Below are 18141 nucleotides of genomic sequence, written 5' to 3' on the forward strand. Positions count from 1 at the left end.
CGGATCAGCTCTCGAGCAGCCGCCGCAGGTTCGCGCCGACGATCTCAGTCTCGATGAGGAAGCCGTCGTGCCCGAAGTCGCTGGAGACCACCACGGCCTCGCCGTCGATCACGTTCCGGATGCTGCGGGCGATGCGCTGCTGTCCGTCGACGGGGAACAGGCGGTCGCTGTCGATACCGAGGACGAGTGTGGTGGCGGTGACCGCGTGCAGCGCCTCTTCGACACCGCCGCGCCCGCGGCCGACGTCGTGCGAGTTCATGGCCTCGACGAGCGTGATGTAGCTGTTCGCGTCGAAGCGACGGGTGAACTTGTTGCCGTGGAAATCGAGGTACGACTCCACGGCGAAGCGCCCGCCGTGACCGAGAGGTGAGACATCCGACTGCCACGACCGCTGGAAGCGCTGGTTCAACTCGATCGGGCTGCGGTAGTTCAGCAGAGCCATCCGGCGTGCCAGCGCGAGTCCGCGGTGCGGGCCGTCGCCGTCTCCGAGGTCGTAGTACTCGCCGCCCTGGAACCGCGGGTCCATCCGGATGGTCTCGAGCTGCACGGTGTTCAGCGCGATCTGGTCGGCCGTCGTCACCGGGGGAGAGGAGAGCACGGCCAGCCGCTGCACGCGCTCCGGGTGCGCCACCGCCCACTCCAGGGCGTGCATGCCGCCCATGGATCCGCCGATGACCGCGGCCCAGCTGTCGATGCCCAGCGCATCGGCGAGCCGCACCTGCGCCGCCACCTGGTCGCGGATCGTCAGGTAGGGGAAGCGCGACGCCCACTCATAGCCGTCGGGGGCGACGCTTGCCGGCCCGGTGGACCCCTGGCAGCCGCCCAGCATGTTCGGTGCGATCACGAACCAGCGGTCGGTGTCGAGCGGCGCACCGGGGCCGGTGATGTCCTCCCACCACCCCACGGTCGGATGGCCGGAGCCGGCGGGGCCCCGCACATGGCTGTCGCCCGTGAGCGCATGCAGCACGAGGATCGCGTTGTCGCGAGCGGCATTCAATTCGCCCCACGACTCGTACGCGATGCGGATGCCCGGCAGCTCGCGACCGCTCTCGGTCGAGAAGGCGCCGAACGCCGCGAAACGCCGACCGCCGACCGGGTCGCCGTCGCGCCACGCGCCCGTCGCCGGTGGGCGGGCACGGAGCAGCCGGACGTCGGCCTCCGTCACGGGTGCCGACGGCACCGTGTCCTCGGAGGTCGTCTGCCAGTCCATGCTTCCATTGTCGCGTGGTCCAGGACCCACCGGTGGCAGGTTACGACCCGGTGTCGTGTCGCCGTGCGCGCGACGGCTCGGACGAAGGGGCGTGCGACTCAGCGCACGCGCGTCATCGTGGCGAGGTGGTCGCTGTTCCCGGCACGTCGGGTGCTCGAGGCGACGACATCGAGTCCGCGGACGAACACCTGGTCGATCCGGACGAGCGGGAATGCGGCGGGCCACGTGAACCCGAGGGTTCCGTCGGTCGGCCGTGCCCACTCGGCTTCCGCTCGCAGCGCGGCCAGGCTCGGGTCCGTCGACGGTGCGTTGAAGTCCCCGACGACGACGAGTGCCGTGGCCGCGTCAGAGGCGACCTGTTCGGCGATGCCGTTCAGCATCGTGTCGCGGTCCTGCTGCTGCCCGGGGCGCACGGATGCGGCGTGCAGCACGTAGACGGCGACCGGGCCCGCCGGGCTCTGCACCTCGACGCGGAGCGCGCGCTTCCAGCTGAGCCCGAGAGTGAGCGGTTCGGCACTCGCCAGGGGGTATCGACTCCACAGCGCCACCGTGCCGACCGTGTAGGAGTGCGGGTAGGCGTCGGCGAGCACCTCGCTCGCGGCGGAGAGGCTGTCGCCGTCGAGTTCCGTGAGGGCGATCACATCCGCTTCGCTCTGCGCGAGTTCTGCGGCGGAGGCGGCAGCGCTGCCGGAGTGCGCGCGCACGTTCTGGCTGGCGATCGTGAGCTCGCTCTCCGCACTGGCTGATGCCGGGAGGCCGGGGAACGCCGGGGCCATCGCGAGGAACCAGAGGAGCGTGGGCACCAGGAGGAGGACGATCACGCGCCGCGCGAGGAAGAGCGCGATGACGACGAGTGCGAGGAGGACGAGTCCGAGCCAGGGAAGTGCGGCGGCGACGGCGGTGCCGACCACACCGGGAATCCCGCCGCACATGAGCAGGATCAGCACGGTGATGCCGGCGATCGCGAGACGGCGGGCATGGCGCGTCGTGGTGCGTCGGGCGAGCGGTGGTCGGTGTTCGACGTCGATCATGCTCTCCTCACAGCGGGGATCCCATTCTCAACGGAGCCGCCTGTGGGTCGGCCGGGTGGTGCCCGCGCCCGCGAACGCGAGGATGCCCCGGACCGCGTGGTCCGAGGCATCCTCGTGGTGGTGCGTGTGGAACGTCAGGCGCGAGCAGCCTCCGACACGGCGCGTGCCGCAGCGAGAGCCTGGTCGAGGTCGGCCTTCAGGTCGTCGATGTTCTCGATGCCCACGGAGAGGCGGACGAGGCCCGGGGTGACACCCGCAGTGAGCTGCTGCTCGGGGGTGAGCTGCGCGTGCGTGGTCGACGCGGGGTGGATGACGAGCGAGCGCACGTCGCCGATGTTGGCGAGGTGGCTGAACAGCGACAGGCTGTTCACGAACTCGCGGCCGGCCTCGACACCGCCCTTGAGCTCGAACGACAGCACCGCGCCGACGCCCTTGGGGGCGTACTCGTTCGCCTTGGCGTACCACGGCGAGGAGGGAAGACCCGAGTAGTTGACGGTCGCGACGTCGTCACGGCTGTCGAGCCACTCGGCGATCTCCTGCGCGTTCTGCACGTGACGCTCGATGCGCAGCGACAGGGTCTCGATGCCCTGGATGAGGTTCCACGCGCTCTGCGGCGCGATGGCCGAGCCGAGGTCGCGCAGCAGCTGCACGCGGGCCTTGATGATGTAGGCGAGCGGGTCGCCGACCGCAGCGGTGTAGCTGGCGCCGTGGTACGAGGGGTCCGGAACCGTGAGGCCGGGGAACTTGTCGACGTTCTTCGACCACTCGAACGTTCCGCCGTCGACGATGGCGCCGCCGATGGTGGTGCCGTGTCCGCCGAGGAACTTCGTGACCGAGTGCACGACGATGTCGGCGCCGAACTCGAACGGACGGATCAGGTACGGGGTCGCGATCGTGTTGTCGACGATCAGCGGGACGCCGGACTCGTGTGCGATGTCGGCGACGGTGCGGATGTCGAGGATGTTGATCTGCGGGTTGCCGATGGTCTCCGCGAAGAACAGCTTCGTGTTCGGGCGCACAGCGCGGCGCCACTCCTCGGCGTCATCCTGGTTCTCGACGAAGGTGACCTCGATGCCGAGCTTGGCGAGGGTGTACTTGAAGAGGTTGTAGGTGCCGCCGTAGATCGAGCTCGAGGCGACGAAGTGGTCGCCGGCCTGAGCTATGTTGAGGATCGCGAAGGTCGAGGCGGCCTGGCCGCTGGCGAGCACGAGTGCTCCGGTGCCGCCTTCGAGCGCGGCGAGACGCTGCTCGAGCACGTCCTGCGTCGGGTTCTGGATGCGGGTGTAGATGTTGCCGAACTCCGCGAGGGCGAAGAGGTTGGCCGCATGGTCCGCGCTGTCGAACACGTACGACGTGGTCTGGTAGATCGGCGTGGCGCGGGCCTTCGTGACCGGGTCGGGGGCGGCGCCGGAGTGGATCTGCTTGGTCTCGAAGCGCCAGGACTCGGGTGCGGACATGATTTCCCCCAGGAGTGGTCGGAAGGTCGGATGGCGGATGCCGTTGCAGCGAGAGTACGGAACATCGGCCCGTGTCAACAACAACCGGGAAATGTGACGTAACACGGCGGAGGCCCGGAATCACGCGGGAGAGAGGGTTCTGCGACAGCCCCGAGCGGGACTCCGCAATCTCGGCGGAACATCGTACGGTGGAGGCATGGTGAACAGACGTGCAGTGGTGACAGGTGCGAGTTCGGGAATCGGCGCGGCGACGGTGCGCGCACTCCGGGCACGAGGATGGGATGTCGTCGGCGTCGCCCGACGCGAGGATCGTCTGTCCGCGCTCGCCGCGGAGACCGGGGCCTCGGCCGTCGCGTGCGACCTGACCGACTCGGCAGCCGTCGACGCGCTGGTTTCGGAGCTCGAAGCGTCGGGGCCGGTGCACGCGCTCGTGCAGGTGGCCGGCGGTGCCCGCGGGACCGACCGCATCGAGGATGCCTCGGTCGCGGACTGGCAGTGGATGTTCGACGCCAACGTGCTCGCGTCGCAGCGCCTCGTGGCCGGACTGCTCCCGCTGCTGCGTCGGGCCGCTGCGGCAGACGGTCACGCCGACACGATCTTCGTGACCTCGACCGCCGCGCAGTCGGCGTATGCGGGCGGCGCCGGATACAACGCCGCGAAGGCCGCCGAGGGCATGCTGGTGAAGGTCCTGCGTCAGGAGCTCAACGGCGAGCCGATCCGCGTCGTCGAGGTCGCGCCCGGCATGGTCCACACGGAGGAGTTCACGCTGAACCGTCTGGGGGGAGACGCCGTCGCCGCCGAGGCCGTCTACTCGGGGGTCGAAGCGCCTCTTCTCGCCGAAGACGTCGCCGACGTGATCGCCTATGCGCTGGAGTCGCCGGGACACGTCAACCTCGACCTGATCACGATGCGCCCGGTCGCGCAGTCGGCGCAGCACCTGCTCGCGCGCGGACCCCTGCGCGTGCGCTCCATCGACTGACGATGGCGCGGTCTCTCGCCGAGCTCGCCGCGGACGGGCAGATCGACGCGGGGTGGGCGGAGGCGCTCGCTCCTGTTCAGGACACGATCACCGAGCTCGGCGAGCGACTCCGCGCCGAGCAGGAGGCGGGGCACGGGTACCTGCCGTCCGGTGAGAACGTGCTCCGGGCCTTCCAGCGACCGCTGGCCGACGTGCGGGTGCTGATCACCGGACAGGACCCGTATCCGACGCCCGGCCACCCGATCGGTCTGTCTTTCGCGGTCGATCGTGATGTGCGCCCGCTGCCGCGCAGCCTCACCAACATCTACAAGGAGCGGGAGAGCGACATCGGGATTCCGCCGGCTCCCCACGGCGATCTCACCGCGTGGAGCGATCAGGGCGTGCTCCTGCTCAACCGCGTGCTCACCGTGCGGCCCGGTGCCGCCGCCTCGCACCGCGGCTGGGGCTGGGAGAAGGTCACCGAGCACGCGATCCGGACGCTGGTCGCCCGTGATCAGCCGCTCGTCGCCGTGCTGTGGGGGAAGGACGCCGCGAACCTGCAGCCGATGCTGGGTTCGACGCCGATCATCGCCTCGGCCCATCCGTCTCCGCTGTCTGCCAGCCGCGGCTTCTTCGGTTCTCGCCCGTTCTCCCGCGTGAACGACCTCCTCGCGGAGCAGGGTGCGGACGCGATCGACTGGCGGGTGGGCGGCGAGCCTGCGGAGGCCGAGCGCCTGATCTAGGCGCTGCGATCCACTGGAGAGTGGAGGGCGAAGCCACTCCGTCTCTAAGCTGAGCGCATGCAGTTCGAACCGGGGGACCGTCGCCGCGTCCTCCCGCGCCACCTCCGCCCCGAGATCGCCCCCGAGGTCTTCTCGTACACGATCCGTGCGGTGCGTCCGGCGGACCTGCCTCACGTCCGCGAGATCTACAACCATTTCGTGAGCAACTCGGCGGTGACGCTCGACGAGCGGCGGAGCAGCATCCCGTACTGGCGCGACAAGTACGCGCTGCTCACCCGCCTGGAGCTGCCGTTCCTCGTGGCGGTCTCGCCGGCCGGTGTGGTCATGGGATACGCGCTCGCGCAGCCCTGGGCCGGTAAGAACGCCTACAAGTACACGGTCGAGGACTCGATCTACCTCGGACCGGGCGCGGGCGGGAAGGGACTCGGCGCGGCCCTGCTCCAGGCGCTGATCGATGCCTGCGAGCAGATCGGCCTGCGCGAGATGGTCGCGGTGATCAGCGACAGTGGTGCGGAGGCATCGATCCGGCTGCACGAGAAGCTGGGGTTCGTCGAAGCCGGTCGCATGGGGCGGGTCGGCTACAAGTTCGGCCGCGACCTCGGCACCGTCTACATGCGGCGGGTGCTCAAGCCTACCGGACGCCGTCGAAGGCTCTTCGGCGCGCGCTGACGACGCACCCGAATTTCGCGGCGGCTCAGTCGCTGGAGGGGCGAGGGGGAGCAGCCGGGATCACCGGGATCGCCGCGAGCAGCGTCTTCGTGTAGTCCTCCGTGGGGTGCAGCAGCACATCCTGCGTCGAACCCCGCTCGACGATGTGGCCGTCCTTCATCACGACGACCGCGTCGCACAGGTTCTGCACCACGCCGATGTCGTGCGACACCAGCAGGAGCGTGAGATCGGTCGTGCGGCGGAGATCGATCAGCAGCTCGAGGATCTGCGCGCGCACCGTCACGTCGAGGGCGGAGAGCGGCTCGTCGCCGACGAGGATTCGGGGGCGATGCACGATCGCCCGGGCGAGCGCGATCCGCTGTCGCTGGCCGCCCGAGAACTCGTGCGGATAGCGGTCGCCCATCTCGGGCTCGAGCCCGACCTGCGCCAGCACTTCACGTACTCGCGCCCGGTGGTCTCCCTCGATGCCGAGCGCCCACAGCGGCTCCCGCACGATCTGACCGGCGGTCATCCGCGGGTCGAGCGACGCGTACGGATCCTGGAAGACCAGCCCGGTGTCCCGCCGCAGCCAGTGCAGCGACTTCGCGGATGCCGTGGCGTCGACGGGGCGTCCGTCGATCGACACGGTCCCGGACGTGGGGCGGTCGAGACCGAGGACCAGTCGGACCAGCGTGGACTTTCCCGATCCCGACTCGCCGATGATCCCCACGGATGAACCCTCGACGACATCGAGGTCGGTCGCCGCCAGCGCCGTCTGCGTGCGCGTGCGCTCGAATGCGGTCCGCTTCGGGACGATGAAGTCCCGGCGGAGTCCCCGTGCCTCGATCAGGCTCATGCCGCACCGTCGTTCGGCCGCCAGAGAGTCGCGGTGGCGTCCCGCAGCAGACCCTGGGTGATCGGCGAGGCCGGAGTCGACAGCAGCGTCGAGACGGCGGCGGCCTCGACGACGCGTCCGTGCTCGAGCACCACGCCCTCGGTCGCGACCTGCGCGAGCACGGCGAGGTCGTGCGTGATGAACACGAGCGACATCCCCTCGTCGGCGACGAGCGCGAGCAGCAGGGAGAGGATCTCGGCCTGGATCGTGACGTCGAGGGCGGTGGTCGGCTCGTCGGCGATGAGCAGCCGCGGACGACAGGCGAGTGCCATGGCGATCGCGACGCGCTGGCGCTGACCGCCCGAGAGCTGGTGCGGGTACCGGTCCACGATCGACTCGGGATCGGGGAGCCGTACGCGTGCCGCTTCCGCGATTGCGCGCTCTGTGGCTTCCTGACGGCCGAGCCCCTCGTGGATGCGGATGGACTCCGCGATCTGCCGACCCACCGTCCGGATGGGGTTGAGCGCCGTCCGGGGCTCCTGGAACACGATGCCGATGTCGTCCCCGCGGAGCTTCGCCAGTTCGCGATCCGGCATCCCGATCAGCTCGATGCCGTTCCAGCGGATGCTGCCGCTGGCCGTCGCGCCGTCGGGGAGCAGCCCGAGGACCGCGAGCGCGGTGAGAGACTTGCCCGATCCCGACTCGCCGATCAGTCCGAGTCGCGCACCGTCGGGTACCTCGAACGAGATCCCGTCGACGACGCGACGCCCGTCGATCTCGATCACCAGATTGCGCACAGACAGGCTCATGCGACCACTCCCGGCGTGTGGACCTCGGCGGCGCGATGCCGCAGGGTCGGATCCGTCGCCTCGCGTAGTCCGTCGCCGAGGAGGTTGAGTGCGAGCACGGTGATCGTGATCGCGAGCCCCGGCCAGATCACCGACAGCGGATGCACGCCGATGTAGCGCTGGAGGTCGGCGAGCAGGAGCCCCCAGCTCGGCTCGACCACCGACGCGCCGAATCCGAGGTACGACAGGCCGGCCTCGGCGAGCACGGCGACGGCCATGGACCAGGAGAGCTGCACGATGAAGACCGGGGCGACGTTCGGCAGCAGGTGCCGCACGAGGCTCTGTGTGGGCGTGAGACCTGCGGCACGGGCGGCGAGCACGAAGTCGCTCTGCTGCACGCGGCGCAGCTCGGGCCGGGTGACACGGGCGATGTTCACGCCGAAGCCGATCCCCACGGCCCAGACCACGACCCAGAGCGACCCGCCCCAGACCGACGAGATCATCATGGCGATCAGCAGCACGGGGAAGGCGATCAGGATGTCGACGAGAACCGCGACGGCCTCACGCATCCACCGCGCGGTGAGGGCGCCGAGGGCTGCCAGGGCAATGCCGACGAGCGTGGCCACGATTCCCGCGCCGATGCTGACGAAGACGGTCGTGCGCGCGCCCGCCATCAGCAGGCTCAGGATGTCGCGGCCGGTGTCGTCGGTGCCGAGCAGGTGCGGCCAGCTCGGCGGCAACCAGCGGTCGCCGATGTCCGACGCCTGCGGGTCGAACGGGGTCCAGAACAGCGCCACGATCGCGGTCAGGGCGATCACGACGACGACGATGATCCCGAAGCGCCCCGTCGGGGTGCCCCAGAGTCGGCCGAGCCAGCGCGGCGTCATGCGGCCTCCCGCTGTCGAGGATCGATGGCGCGGTGCAGGAGGTCGACGACGAAGCCCACGACCAGCACGAAGCCGGTGAGGACGAGCAGCTCGCTCTGCACCTTGATGAGGTCGCGGGTGCCGACGTCGGCGACCAGCATCCGTCCGATTCCGGGGAGGGTGAACAGCTGCTCGATGATGACGGATCCGACGATGATCCCGGCGACCTGGAGTCCGAGCACCGTGATGATCGACAGTCCCACCGCAGGGATGCCGTGCTGGATGAGCGCGCGGGTGCGGGTGAGTCCCTTCGCCGCGGCCGTGCGGACGAAGTCCTGTCCCGCGGCCTGCAGGGTCGCGCTGCGCACGAAGCGCATGAGCATGGCCCCCTCCACCACGCCGATCGTCAGCGCGGGGAGGAGCAGCGACTCGATCGCACGCCCGGGCGTCGACCAGCCGGTGCGGGGGAACCCCTGCGGCGGGAGCCAGCCGAGCCAGACCGAGAACACGACGATGAGCATCATGCCGGCCCACACGACGGGCACGGCGGCCAGCGTCTGGGCGCCGACGCTGAGGGCGGTGCCGGTGCGGCGGCCGCGCAGGAGGGCGGCGAGGATCCCGAACGGCACCGCGATGAGCACGGCGATGAGCAGCGACATGATGCCGAGGGGCACGGTGACCTGGGCCTTGAGCAGCAGTTCCTCGCCCACCGAGGCGCCAGAGAGCAGCGAGGTGCCGAGGTCGCCCCGGAAGATGCCTCCGATCCAGTCGGTGTACTGCGCGAGCAGCGGCTGGTTCAGCCCGAGCGACTCCCGGAGCGCGTCGACCTCGGCGGGGGAGGCCTGCGTGCCGGCGATCAGCTGAGCGACATCTCCCGGGAAGACCCGGAGGGTGAGGAAGATGAGCACGCTCGACACGAGGAGCCCTGCGATGAGCAGGGCTCCTCGGACGAGCGCGTAGCGGATCACGGAGGGGTGACCGCTTGCTACTTCACTGCGGAGACGGTCACGCCGGCGAGGTTGATCCGGGAGTTGATCGAGTCCTCGGGGAATCCGGCGACGATCGGTGCCACGGCCGTGATGGTCTCGCCGTTGTACAGCCAGTCGGCAGCGTGGTCCTCCGACACGATGCGCGCGGCCTGCGCCAGCAGCTCGGCGGACTTGTCGGGGTCCACCTCGGCGAGGGCCTTCGAGTACAGGTCCTGTACCTCCGCGTTGTCGTAGCCGAAGTAGTAGTCGGGGTTGGCGAAGTTGCCGAAGTCGCGCGGCTCGACGTGCAGCACGAAGCTGAGGTCGTAGTCCTTGTTCGTGTACACGTCTTCGAGCCAGGTCGGGAACTCGACCGAGTTGACGTCGAGGGCGACGCCGACCTTCTTGAAGTCGGAGATCAGCACCTTGGGCACCGTCGTCCCGTAGAACGCGGGGATCGTGAGGGTGAGCTCCAGGTCTTCCTGGCCGGCTTCGGCGAGCAGGTCCTTGGCCTTCTCCGGGTCGTACGAGATCACGTCCGACAGGTCTTCGTAGCCGGGGTCGAGCTCGGGGATCGGGCCGAACAGCGTGGTGCCCGCGCCGACCGCCTCGATGAGGGCATCGTGGTCGATGGCCAGGCGGAGTGCCTCGCGCACGCGGACGTCGTCGAGCGGCGCCTTCTTGTTGTTGAACGCCAGCGTGGCCTTGTCGGTGGTGCGGCCCTTCGTCAGCGCGAACTCTCCGGAGTCCTCGAGCTGCGGCGCGAGGTTGGGATCGACGGCGGTGAGCACCTCGACGTCGCCGGCGAGTGCGGCGTTCACGCCCGCCGTGAAGTCCGGGATGTACTGGAACTCGACCTGCGCGACACCGGCCGGGTCTCCCCAGTACTCGTCGTTGCGGGCGAAGGTGATGGTGCTGCCCTTGTTCCAGCGGGTCAGCGTGAACGGCCCGGTGCCGTTCTCGGCCGACTTCAGGTCGGTGGTGTCGCCGGTCTTGAAGACCAGCCCCGCCGGACCCGTCAGGGCGAACAGGAAGTTCTGGTTCGGTTCGGTGAGCACGATCTGCACCGTGGTGGCATCCGGCGCCGTGATCGACGAGACCGCTGCGAAGTCGGCGTTCCCCTGCACGGTGGCGTCCGTGCGGACGGTCTCGTACGAGGAGACGACGTCGGCGGAGGTGAGCGGGGTGCCGTCGTGGAAGAGGATGCCCTCGCCGAGGGTGAAGGTGTAGGTCAGCCCGTCGTCGGAGACCTCGTAGTCCGTGGCGAGTCGCCCTTCGATCTCGTTGTCCTGCGTGCGGGTGACGAGGCCCTCGTAGATGTTGTCGATGAGGATCTGCTCGAGAGCTGCGCCGCTGGTGTGCCGGATGTCGAGGTTGGTCGGTTCGAGGACCAGTCCGACGTGCAGGGTCGCGTCGGGGTCGGGCTCGCCGGCGCTCTCGGAAGGGCTGGGCGCAGGGGAGCCGGCGCAGGCGCTGAGTATGACGGCGGTGGCCGCGAGCGCGGAGATCAGCGCGAGACGTCGGGTGCGTCGGAACATGGGCGTTTCCTCTCGGTGCGGCAGTTGCTGTGTGCCGTTGTGTCGAGCCTAGAGTTGCGTGGCGGGGTGCGGGTCGGGTGTGGAACGGAAGGTCATATTCCGCGAACGGTGGATGCGGCGGCGATGAGGGCGGCCAGCTCGACCGGTGCAGTTTCCTGCACGTTGTGCGTCGCGTCCAGGGTCACCACGCGGGCTGCGGGCACACGACGCTGGAAGTCTGCGGCATCGGCCTCGCTGACGAACCCGCGGGCGGCGCGCACCAGGGTGATCGGGGCGCTCACCCCGGACAGGTCGTCCCACCCGGTCTCGTGCAGGACCGACGGTGCGGTGGCCGAACCCGGATCGTGTGCGGCGAGCGCGTGTGCGGCGAGGTGTGCGAAGTGGTGCTTCCACTCCACTCGTCCGTCGGGTCGCACGCGGGTGTTGAGGAAGACGCCTCGCTCGGTCTCGGGACGGCTGCCACCGAAGCCGAGCGATATCGCCTTGTCGACGAGTTCGTCCCTGGAGGCGAAGTCCGTGGGGCCGGCGTAGAACTCGCGCAGCGCGGCCGGTCCGGCGGTGACGTCGATGCCGGGGGTGATGTCGACGATCACGAGCTCGGAGACCAGATCGGGTCGGGAAGCGGCGAGGGCGGCGCCGGTGAGTCCGCCGAGCGACTGTCCGACGACGATCTGCGGCTGTGAGGTCCAGGCGTCGAGGGCCTCTGCGACATCGCCTGCGAGGGTGCGCGGCGTGTAGTCGACGTCGTCCCGCCAGGAGGAGTCGCCGTGGCCGGCCAGGTCGATGGCGAGCAGCGGCCGCTGAAGCGCGAGGGAGGTCGTGTCCCACGTGTGCGCGTTCAGGCCCGCGCCGTGCAACAGTGTGACCTGCGGCTCCGCCCCACCGAACCGCAGAGCGCTCACCGAGCGTCCATCGGCGAGGGGGAGGGTGAGGCGCTCCACTTCCGGGAGCGGAACGCCGAGCGCTTCGGCCTGTGCGGGAAGATAGCTGAACTCGCTGATGTCGATCGCCACGTGGATATTCTGCTCCTCCGCGATGATGCAGGAGAAATGCTGGAGCAATGCGACAAGCGAGAACCCGGAGTCGCTTGGTTTTATGTCGCGCATAGCGCCCTTTGGCGTGGCGTTGTGCATTCTTCGTCGTCGACGCGAGCCATGACCGCGAGGGCGAGCGCCGAATATCATGGAGTCATGAGTGAGACGCGTGTGCACCTGTCCAAGACCGAGCCGACCGCGTATCAGGCGCTCGATGCGTTCTCGAAGACCGTCGGGCAGATCTGCGCGGCGAACGGCATCGACGATCGCCTCAAGGAGATCGTCATGATCCACTGCTCGCAGCTCAACGGGTGCGCATACTGCGCCCGCATCCACGTCGACCGCGCCGTCGCCGCCGGCATCGACACCGACACGCTCACCCAGATCCCGACCTGGCGCGAGAGTGGCGTGTTCAGCGAGCGCGAGCGCGCGGCCCTCGAGCTCGCCGAGGCGTTCACCTTCATCTCCGAAGACGGCGTGTCCGACGAGGTGTACGACCTGGTCGGCAGCGTCTTCACAGAGAAGGAGTACGCGGCGCTCAGCTGGGCGTGCGTCTCCATCAACGCGTTCAACCGCGTCGTGATCGCCGGACGCTATCCGGTTCCCGCCCGGACTCCGCAGGCGCAGGCGTGATGATCCTCGACGTCGACGGGGTCACCAACGTCCGCGATGTCGGCGGCATCCCGACGTCCGGCGGCCGCATCCGGGCGGGCGTGCTGCTGCGGTCGGGTCAGCTTTCGGGCGCCACGACGAACGGAGCGGCCGTGCTCCGTGCGACGGTGCAGCACATCGTCGACCTCCGCGACGGCGAGGAGGTGGCGGCGGAGCCCACCGAGATCGAGGGACCGGACACCACGCACCTCCCGCTGTTCCTGGGCTCGGTCCGGTCGTTCTTCGAAGCCGACACGAGCCTCGACGATCTCTACCTGCATCTGCTGGAGGAGAGTGGGGAGCGCCTGGTCGAGGCCATCCGCATCATCGCAGCAGGGGCGCCCACCCTGGTGCACTGTACGGTCGGCAAGGACCGCACGGGGGTCACGGTGGCCCTCGCCCTCTCCGCCGTCGGCGCCGATCGTGAGGCCGTGATCGCCGACTACGCACTCACGGAGTCGCAGCTGCCGGCTGAGCGTTCGCGGCGCATCGCCGCGTATCTGCGCGCCGAGCACCCCGAGGCGGTGCATGCGGTGGCCCTGGCGACGCAGTCGCCCGCTTCGGTGATGCGGAGCCTGCTGGAGCAGGTCGATGAGCGCTGGGGTTCCGCCGCGGGTTACCTGCGGGCCCACGGGATGACCGAGGCGGAGCTCGCCGCGCTGACCGCCGCCCTCGTCGAGCCGACCGAGTAGCGCGCATCGGGACCGCGCCCGGCCCGAGGAAGCAAGGTAAGGCAAGCCTTCACTTGGTGTACCATGAGAGCATCATGAACACCTCGCTCGAGACTCGCAGCACGCGCGCAGCACGCCGCGCGGCACGTCAGCGCGCGCACCACCTGGTGACGGCGGACGAACAGTCCCTCACCGAGCTCGAGATATTCCTGACGACGCTGCCGCTGTGCGCCTCCGGCCGCATCTTCATCGAGGTGCCCACGGTCGCCGATATCGGCGTGATCGAGGCTCCGGGACGGATGACCGTCACGTGGCTCGCGCGCGAGCAGCGCTCCGGTGCTCCCGGCACCGGCCGTGCCTGCGCTCCGGGTCAGGCCCTGGCGCGCGCGACCTGCGCGTGGGCCGACGAGATGATGTGCGACGACGAGATCGAGACGCGCGTCACGCTGCTCGGCGGCTACCTCGGCACCGCGGACATCGTCGAGCACCTGACGAGCGCGCTGCAGGTCTCGCCCGCACTCATCCGCACCCCCGAGCGCTTCGGCCTGCTGCCCTCCGACCGCTGACCACGCGAGCGCGGCGTCAGCGCGACCGGCGCACGTAGTTGCCGTCTTCCAGCCCCGCCTCGATCTCGAAGCGGTTGCGCAGCGGATCCCGGCCGGCGAACAGATAGAGCACCGGCATCAGGAAGCCGTAGCGGAGCCACTGCGCCTTGTGCACGGCCTCGTGACGCAGGACGGCATCGCTCGGACGGGCGTCGCCGGTGAGGAAGCACCCGCCGACGCACACGCCGCCACGGTTGAAGGTCCAGGTGGGCATGCCCCGGAAGATCCACAGCCCGGCTCGCCGCTCGACAGGTCCGGTGCTCCAGAGCGACCCCCAGAGCCACCCGACAGCCGTGCCCCAGGCATAGCCGAGGCGACTGATCGGCGAACGCAGCAGGAACGCGGGGATCCGGCGGTCGAGGCGACGCCCGCGGGTCAGCGCCTCGTCGGCGGCAGGACGCCAGTCCGCCGCCGTGCTCATGCCACGGCTCCGACCAATCGGAGCAGTGCTCCGAGGTCGTCGACCGCATCGGCCGGCGTTCGCGGGGCGAAGCCGGCGATCGTCGCGCCGGCCAGCGGGATCTCGGTGCGCAGCGCGCGGATGGCGGCGCTCAGAGCCGTGGGGGAGAGCCCGAACGGCACGGAGGAGGAGACGCCGGCGAAGTCGGAGGGGTCGAGCACATCCACGTCGATGTGGACCCAGACCCGTGATGCCCCGGTCGCTCTGACCGCGTCGAGCAGCGCATCGGGTCGTTCGAGGTCGTCGACCGAGAGGTTCGTCAGACCCTCGAGGGGGGCGACCTCGGCGTCGTCGAGATTGCGCACGCCCACGGTTACCACCCGGTCGGCGCGGATCGCGGGGGAGAGGACGAGCTGCTCCTCGCCCTCGCCGAGCAGGGCGCGCAACGCCATTCCGGAGAAGGCTCCGGAGGGAGAGGTATCGGGCGTGTGGAGGTCGGCGTGGGCGTCGCACCACACGACGGCGAGATCGTCGGTGCCGCCCGGGAGCGCATCGATCGCGGCGACGGTGATGCTGCAGTCGCCGCCGATCACGACCGTATCCGAGTCGATGTGCCCGTGGGTGAGCTCGCGTGTGCGCAGCAGCGCGCTCAGGCGGCGCACCCCGGTGCCGAGGGATTCACCCGCCTCGACCGGCACCTCCAGCACGGTCGTGGCGGCCCGAGGAAGGTCTCCGGCGATGGCTGCGGCACCGTCGACGAGGAGCATCGCGCGCGGTGCGGGGGAACCCTGCCACTGCGGGATGACGAGGAATCGCACCATGGGTGCCTCCGAGAAGAAGAGCGCGGATGTCCCGGGCGCACGGCCCGGGACACCCGCTGGTGGTGTCAGTTGCCTTCGATGGCCTGACGGGGAGCGCTGCCGCCGGCCTTGAGCTCGGCGAGACGCGCCTCGACCTCGGTCAGCTCGCCGAGGTCTTCCAGGCTCTCGAACTGCGCGTCGAGGCTGGACGCCGCGAGCTCGATCTTGCCCTGAGCGATGGCCTCCTGGCGACGGACCTTGTCCTCGAACCGGCCCAGCTCGCTGGTGGGGTCGAGCACGTTGATCGAGCCCACTGCGTCCTGCACCTTGGTCTGCGCCTCGGCGACCTTGGCACGCGCGAGAAGCTCGCTGCGCTTGTTCTTGAGCTCGACGAGCTTGTCCTTCATGCCGTTGAGGCCGCTCTTGAGCTTGTCGACGATCTCGGTCTGTGCCGCGATCTGCGGCTCGGCGCCGGTCGCCTCGCGCTCGGCGCTGATCTGGCGCTGCAGCGCGATCTTGGCGAGGTTGTCGAACTTGTCGGCATCGGTGGCGTCGCCGCTCTTGCGCATCTCGTCGGCCTTGCGGCTGGCGGCGAGGGCCTTGTTGCCCCACTCGGTCGCGGCCTGCACGTCTTCCTCGTGGTCACGCTCGAGGAGTCGCAGGTTGCCGATGGTCTCGGCGATCGCGGACTCGGCGTCGGCGATGCTGTTCGTGTAGTCGCGAACGAGCTGGTCGATCATCTTCTGCGGGTCTTCCGCGGAGTCCAGGAGGGAGTTGATGTTCGCGCGGACGAGGGTCGAGATACGTCCGAAGATGGACTGCTTGGTCATGCGTGGTTCCTTTCAGAGGGCGTCTTCGAGAGCTTGGCGTAAATGTCTGTGTGGCGGATCAGAAGCGTCTACCTCCGGATCGACCGCTGCGGCCTCCACCGCCGCGGGATCCCCCGCCGCCGAAACCGGAGCTGCGGAAGCCGCCGCCCCCGGAAGAGCGCCAGCCGCTGCTGCTGCTTCGACGGGACGACCCGCCGCCACCGCCGGCGAGGAGTCCGCCGATGATGCCGCCGAGGATGTCCCCGCCGATTCCGGAACCGCCGGACGAGGAATTGGATCCGCCGAACGGGCTGCCCCAGCCGCTGTCGTACCCGGGCGGGTTGTACGCCTGGACGTCGGATTGCGCGGCGGAAGTGGCCTGGCCGGCGAGGGCGAGTGCGCGGTTGGCCTCGGCCAGAGACGCCTCGGGGTCGGTGGCGCGCAGGTTCAACGCCTGGGTGAGACTGGCCTCGGCGTTGGCGAGCCGGGTTCGTGCCGTCGAGCCGACCGTGCCGCGGCGGGTCTCGATGAACTCGCGCGCCGCACGGATCTCGGAATTCGCCTGCGCGAGGGTCTGCTCGAGCATCTGCTGCACGCGGCGCGAGCGCTCGACGCCTTCTCTGCCCTGGGCGATTGCCGCATCGATCTGGGCGTTCGCGGTGCTCAGCGCCTCGAGTACCCGCTGCGGATTGCGCTTCGTGCTGGCGAGGTCGGCCTGCGCCAGTTGGAGCTGCTGCGCGGTCGCGGAGGAGGCCGCCGCGACCGCACCGGTCGTATCGGGCAGCTGCTGTGCCGCGGCGAGGTCGGCCTGTAGTTCCGTGACCAGCGCCTGCGACTGTGTCTCGATGGCGGCCAGCTCGGCGCCCAAGGTCGAGACCGCTTGGGCGAGCTGGGCGGCCTGTGCGACCGACTGCTCGGCGGTGCGGATCGCGAAGGCGGCTTCGCCGGATCGGCCGGCCGCGATCGCCTGGGCGGCCGCCTCGATCGAGCGGTCGGCCAGGTCGGCGCGCTCCTGTGCCTGCGCGGGGTTGTCCGCGACCGTGCTCAGGGCTGCCGGGTCATACGTCGCCGACAGTGCGGACAGAGCCGGTGCGGCGGCGGCGAGGATCGGGGTCAGAGCCGCGCGTTCGCCGCGGACCCTCTCGAGTTCCTGCGGCGCATTCTGCTCGAGTTTGCGAAGGGCATCGAAGGCCTCGGTGTTGTCGTCGAGCACATCGTCGATCTCTTCGGCGATCCGGATGATGCGGATGTGCCAGGCCCGACGGTCGTGGATCGTGTCCTCGATCTCGTCGTCGAGCTTCTGCTTGAGGTCGAAGGCCTCAGCGATCTTGGCCTTCGCCGCGTCGACGACGCGGGTGAACTCCTCGGTGGCGCCCTCGCCGAACTGCGCGACCGCGAAGCCGAGCTCTTCCTTGCTCGAGGTGATGGCGTCATCGGCCTGGACGAGTGCGAGCCCGGCCTGCGTCTCGACCTGCTCGTCGGTGAGGGTGGAGAACGGATCAGCGGGGTCGGGTGTCTCCGGCATCGCGCCGCGTCGGCGGATCTCGGCCTTGCGCCGCGCGCGTCGGACGAGCGCGACGATGAGCCAGATGAGCAGAGCGGCCGCGATGACGGCCACCACGATCAGCGTGACACGGAGCGCTCCGGCACCCCCGTCGCCCTGGATCTCATCGGCGGCGAGAGTGATCGCCCCGACCCAGTCGCCGTCGGCGGCGAGCGGGACCATCTTGTCTTCGATGGTGTCGAGCTGGTCGAAGCTCACCGGCCCGTCGGGCGCCGCCGAGATGTAGTAGCTGCGGCCGTCCACCGCGATCGCGAGGAGATACTGCTCGCTGCCGAGGTTGTTGCTGTCGGCGACGGTGTCGGCCCACTGCACGTTGTCGCTCGGGTTGGTGAAGTCGTCCACCAGCACGACGAACAGATCGGCGTTCGAGTTGGCGGTCAGCTCCTCGAGCCGGGCCTCGACAGTGGCTTCTTCATCGGCGCTGAGCACGTCGGCCTGGTCGGTGACGTAGCCGGAATCGAGGGTGAGCGGATCGGTGGCGGATGCCGCGGACGCGGTAAACGTTCCTGCCACGGCGGCCAGCGCGAGTGCGGCCAGCGTGAGCCACCGTTTCGTCATCGTGTTC

General features: G+C 69.6%; 19 protein-coding genes. 6 read left to right on the top strand and 13 right to left on the bottom strand.

What is annotated here, in order from left to right; all coding sequences use genetic code 11:
- Nucleotides 1-4: 4 nt before the first annotated feature.
- The 3 genes from ACIOTO_RS16695 to ACIOTO_RS16705 form a co-directional block, all read right to left on the bottom strand.
- Nucleotides 5-1210, bottom strand: coding sequence for a homoserine O-acetyltransferase (locus ACIOTO_RS16695; protein WP_400858649.1), 1206 nt, complete (start codon nt 1208-1210; stop codon nt 5-7).
- A gap of 98 nt (nt 1211-1308) precedes the next feature.
- Entirely contained in the window at nt 1309-2241 is a 933-nt protein-coding gene (locus tag ACIOTO_RS16700) for an endonuclease/exonuclease/phosphatase family protein (RefSeq protein ID WP_400858650.1), read from the bottom strand.
- A gap of 134 nt (nt 2242-2375) precedes the next feature.
- Nucleotides 2376-3698: a bifunctional o-acetylhomoserine/o-acetylserine sulfhydrylase gene (locus ACIOTO_RS16705; RefSeq protein ID WP_400858651.1), complete on the bottom strand. Its 1323-nt coding sequence runs from the start codon at nt 3696-3698 to the stop codon at nt 2376-2378.
- A gap of 196 nt (nt 3699-3894) precedes the next feature.
- Here ACIOTO_RS16705 and ACIOTO_RS16710 point away from each other — a divergent pair, with 196 nt between their 5' ends.
- From ACIOTO_RS16710 to ACIOTO_RS16720, 3 genes are read left to right on the top strand one after another with little or no spacing between them, the layout of a single operon-like run.
- Nucleotides 3895-4677 (top strand): SDR family oxidoreductase, encoded by a 783-nt coding sequence (locus tag ACIOTO_RS16710; RefSeq protein WP_400858652.1) that lies wholly within the window; start codon nt 3895-3897, stop codon nt 4675-4677.
- Nucleotides 4678-4679: 2 nt separating this feature from the next.
- The gene (locus ACIOTO_RS16715; protein ID WP_400858653.1) at nt 4680-5399 is read left to right on the top strand and encodes a uracil-DNA glycosylase; all 720 of its coding nucleotides are present in this window, start codon (nt 4680-4682) and stop codon (nt 5397-5399) included.
- Nucleotides 5400-5456: 57 nt separating this feature from the next.
- Nucleotides 5457-6068 carry a GNAT family N-acetyltransferase gene (locus ACIOTO_RS16720; protein ID WP_400858654.1) on the top strand — a complete coding sequence of 204 codons (612 nt, stop codon included), beginning with the start codon at nt 5457-5459 and terminating at the stop codon, nt 6066-6068.
- 25 nt (nt 6069-6093) lie between these two features.
- Here the strand turns inward: ACIOTO_RS16720 and ACIOTO_RS16725 are convergent, their stop codons facing one another.
- From ACIOTO_RS16725 to ACIOTO_RS16750, 6 genes are all read right to left on the bottom strand, one after another.
- A complete protein-coding gene (locus ACIOTO_RS16725; protein WP_400858655.1) occupies nt 6094-6903 on the bottom strand; it encodes an ABC transporter ATP-binding protein in 810 nt (269 codons plus the stop codon).
- The gene (locus ACIOTO_RS16730; RefSeq protein WP_400858656.1) at nt 6900-7691 is read right to left on the bottom strand and encodes an ABC transporter ATP-binding protein; all 792 of its coding nucleotides are present in this window, start codon (nt 7689-7691) and stop codon (nt 6900-6902) included. The genes ACIOTO_RS16725 and ACIOTO_RS16730 overlap by 4 nt, the downstream gene beginning before the upstream one ends.
- Nucleotides 7688-8557 carry an ABC transporter permease gene (locus ACIOTO_RS16735; protein ID WP_400858657.1) on the bottom strand — a complete coding sequence of 290 codons (870 nt, stop codon included), beginning with the start codon at nt 8555-8557 and terminating at the stop codon, nt 7688-7690. The genes ACIOTO_RS16730 and ACIOTO_RS16735 overlap by 4 nt, the downstream gene beginning before the upstream one ends.
- Nucleotides 8554-9504 (bottom strand): ABC transporter permease, encoded by a 951-nt coding sequence (locus ACIOTO_RS16740; protein ID WP_029261919.1) that lies wholly within the window; start codon nt 9502-9504, stop codon nt 8554-8556. The genes ACIOTO_RS16735 and ACIOTO_RS16740 overlap by 4 nt, the downstream gene beginning before the upstream one ends.
- Nucleotides 9505-9521: 17 nt before the next feature.
- A complete protein-coding gene (locus ACIOTO_RS16745; protein ID WP_400858658.1) occupies nt 9522-11042 on the bottom strand; it encodes an ABC transporter substrate-binding protein in 1521 nt (506 codons plus the stop codon).
- A gap of 92 nt (nt 11043-11134) precedes the next feature.
- Nucleotides 11135-12061, bottom strand: coding sequence for an alpha/beta fold hydrolase (locus tag ACIOTO_RS16750; RefSeq protein WP_400858851.1), 927 nt, complete (start codon nt 12059-12061; stop codon nt 11135-11137).
- A 171-nt stretch (nt 12062-12232) separates the two neighbouring features.
- Between ACIOTO_RS16750 and ACIOTO_RS16755 the strand changes: the two genes are divergently transcribed.
- The 3 genes from ACIOTO_RS16755 to ACIOTO_RS16765 all read left to right on the top strand — a co-directional run bounded on the left by ACIOTO_RS16755 (nt 12233) and on the right by ACIOTO_RS16765 (nt 13964).
- Nucleotides 12233-12709 carry a carboxymuconolactone decarboxylase family protein gene (locus ACIOTO_RS16755; RefSeq protein ID WP_029261916.1) on the top strand — a complete coding sequence of 159 codons (477 nt, stop codon included), beginning with the start codon at nt 12233-12235 and terminating at the stop codon, nt 12707-12709.
- Nucleotides 12709-13419 carry a tyrosine-protein phosphatase gene (locus tag ACIOTO_RS16760; RefSeq protein WP_400858853.1) on the top strand — a complete coding sequence of 237 codons (711 nt, stop codon included), beginning with the start codon at nt 12709-12711 and terminating at the stop codon, nt 13417-13419. Before ACIOTO_RS16755 ends, ACIOTO_RS16760 begins: the two co-directional genes overlap by 1 nt.
- A 74-nt stretch (nt 13420-13493) precedes the next feature.
- A complete protein-coding gene (locus ACIOTO_RS16765; RefSeq protein WP_400858660.1) occupies nt 13494-13964 on the top strand; it encodes an SIP domain-containing protein in 471 nt (156 codons plus the stop codon).
- 16 nt (nt 13965-13980) lie between these two features.
- Here the strand turns inward: ACIOTO_RS16765 and ACIOTO_RS16770 are convergent, their stop codons facing one another.
- The 4 genes from ACIOTO_RS16770 to ACIOTO_RS16785 all read right to left on the bottom strand — a co-directional run bounded on the left by ACIOTO_RS16770 (nt 13981) and on the right by ACIOTO_RS16785 (nt 18134).
- Nucleotides 13981-14424, bottom strand: coding sequence for a Fe-S oxidoreductase (locus ACIOTO_RS16770; protein WP_400858661.1), 444 nt, complete (start codon nt 14422-14424; stop codon nt 13981-13983).
- Nucleotides 14421-15224 (bottom strand): arginase family protein, encoded by an 804-nt coding sequence (locus ACIOTO_RS16775; protein ID WP_400858662.1) that lies wholly within the window; start codon nt 15222-15224, stop codon nt 14421-14423. The genes ACIOTO_RS16770 and ACIOTO_RS16775 overlap by 4 nt, the downstream gene beginning before the upstream one ends.
- Before the next feature lie 65 nt (nt 15225-15289).
- A complete protein-coding gene (locus ACIOTO_RS16780) occupies nt 15290-16033 on the bottom strand; it encodes a PspA/IM30 family protein (RefSeq protein ID WP_029261911.1) in 744 nt (247 codons plus the stop codon).
- A gap of 58 nt (nt 16034-16091) precedes the next feature.
- Nucleotides 16092-18134, bottom strand: a complete 2043-nt coding sequence (locus tag ACIOTO_RS16785; protein WP_400858663.1) for a TPM domain-containing protein — start codon at nt 18132-18134, stop codon at nt 16092-16094.
- Nucleotides 18135-18141: the final 7 nt, after the last annotated feature.

Origin of the sequence: Microbacterium sp. NPDC087592 (assembly GCF_044743585.1) — a bacterium.
In the GTDB taxonomy this organism is placed as follows: Bacteria; Actinomycetota; Actinomycetes; order Actinomycetales; family Microbacteriaceae; genus Microbacterium.

Bases quoted from the DNA above. Each gene is read 5' to 3' on its own strand.
- ACIOTO_RS16765 (WP_400858660.1), top strand. From the start codon at position 13,494: ATGAACACCTCGCTCGAGACTCGCAGCACGCGCGCAGCACGCCGCGCG.
- ACIOTO_RS16720 (WP_400858654.1), top strand. From the start codon at position 5,457: ATGCAGTTCGAACCGGGGGACCGTCGCCGCGTCCTCCCGCGCCACCTC.
- ACIOTO_RS16785 (WP_400858663.1), bottom strand. From the start codon at position 18,134: ATGACGAAACGGTGGCTCACGCTGGCCGCACTCGCGCTGGCCGCCGTG.
- ACIOTO_RS16735 (WP_400858657.1), bottom strand. From the start codon at position 8,557: ATGACGCCGCGCTGGCTCGGCCGACTCTGGGGCACCCCGACGGGGCGC.
- ACIOTO_RS16745 (WP_400858658.1), bottom strand. From the start codon at position 11,042: ATGTTCCGACGCACCCGACGTCTCGCGCTGATCTCCGCGCTCGCGGCC.
- ACIOTO_RS16715 (WP_400858653.1), top strand. From the start codon at position 4,680: ATGGCGCGGTCTCTCGCCGAGCTCGCCGCGGACGGGCAGATCGACGCG.
- ACIOTO_RS16705 (WP_400858651.1), bottom strand. From the start codon at position 3,698: ATGTCCGCACCCGAGTCCTGGCGCTTCGAGACCAAGCAGATCCACTCC.
- ACIOTO_RS16710 (WP_400858652.1), top strand. From the start codon at position 3,895: ATGGTGAACAGACGTGCAGTGGTGACAGGTGCGAGTTCGGGAATCGGC.
- ACIOTO_RS16760 (WP_400858853.1), top strand. From the start codon at position 12,709: ATGATCCTCGACGTCGACGGGGTCACCAACGTCCGCGATGTCGGCGGC.
- ACIOTO_RS16780 (WP_029261911.1), bottom strand. From the start codon at position 16,033: ATGACCAAGCAGTCCATCTTCGGACGTATCTCGACCCTCGTCCGCGCG.
- ACIOTO_RS16755 (WP_029261916.1), top strand. From the start codon at position 12,233: ATGAGTGAGACGCGTGTGCACCTGTCCAAGACCGAGCCGACCGCGTAT.
- ACIOTO_RS16730 (WP_400858656.1), bottom strand. From the start codon at position 7,691: ATGAGCCTGTCTGTGCGCAATCTGGTGATCGAGATCGACGGGCGTCGC.
- ACIOTO_RS16775 (WP_400858662.1), bottom strand. From the start codon at position 15,224: ATGGTGCGATTCCTCGTCATCCCGCAGTGGCAGGGTTCCCCCGCACCG.
- ACIOTO_RS16725 (WP_400858655.1), bottom strand. From the start codon at position 6,903: ATGAGCCTGATCGAGGCACGGGGACTCCGCCGGGACTTCATCGTCCCG.
- ACIOTO_RS16695 (WP_400858649.1), bottom strand. From the start codon at position 1,210: ATGGACTGGCAGACGACCTCCGAGGACACGGTGCCGTCGGCACCCGTG.
- ACIOTO_RS16700 (WP_400858650.1), bottom strand. From the start codon at position 2,241: ATGATCGACGTCGAACACCGACCACCGCTCGCCCGACGCACCACGACG.
- ACIOTO_RS16770 (WP_400858661.1), bottom strand. From the start codon at position 14,424: ATGAGCACGGCGGCGGACTGGCGTCCTGCCGCCGACGAGGCGCTGACC.